This is a genomic window from Stenotrophomonas maltophilia group sp. RNC7 (assembly GCF_030910085.1).
Taxonomy (GTDB): Bacteria; Pseudomonadota; Gammaproteobacteria; order Xanthomonadales; family Xanthomonadaceae; genus Stenotrophomonas; species Stenotrophomonas sepilia.
Window position 1 is genome coordinate 1 of record NZ_JAVFVN010000359.1, and the last position, 703, is coordinate 703.

The 703-nt window shown below is 27.3% G+C and carries 1 protein-coding gene; it reads left to right on the plus strand.

The window, feature by feature from the left end; all coding sequences use genetic code 11:
- A partial coding sequence (locus RCF13_RS05940; RefSeq protein ID WP_308140957.1) for a hypothetical protein occupies positions 1–180 on the plus strand: 180 nt, incomplete at its 5' end.
- Positions 181–703 lie beyond the last annotated feature (523 nt).

Consider the following 703-nt stretch of genomic DNA (forward strand, 5'->3'; position numbering starts at 1 on the left):
GATAAAGTTAAAGAAGTAATAAAACCATACACTAATGGAGAAAAGTCATTAATTCGATTTGGTCTGCAGTGTTTTAATGAAAATATGGATAATATAACGTTACCGGAAGTTTTAGAGTCTTTAGATGAGAAAAATAGAGAAATTGTGAAACAAGCCTTAAGGATAAGATACAATATTTAAATACCTAAGAATTGAAATTCAATAGAAGATTTATTATAATTACTTAGTGTTGTGTTATAGGGGTATAACGTGCGACATTTAATTCATAAAATCGGATTCACTTATATGAGAGGTAAGAGTCTTCCTTAATGGAAGGCTCTTATTTTAGTTATATACTTACTTTTAGTTAGTTTACATAAGAAATCTTATCGGCAGTTGTGAAGTTTGAATGAAATTTGTCTCAAAATAACTAGTTATCTAATCTTATTGAGACAAAAAATGAAATTGTTACTTTTAAAACTTTCTCATCTATTAGTATCAGCAGTATCGTTTCAATTCAGGATTATCTATACGTTTACCTTGATGTCATTTTTTATAAAGCTCTATTTCATAAGGTTTATTTTGTTTACGTGTTCATATATAAATTTAGAAAAAAATCTTGTATCTCAAAACAAAGAGTATTCTTAGTTTTTGAGATACAAGAAGAAAATAATTTGTTAGAGTCTTCCCTTTCCTGCGAATTACCTATAATTTCCCATGATTG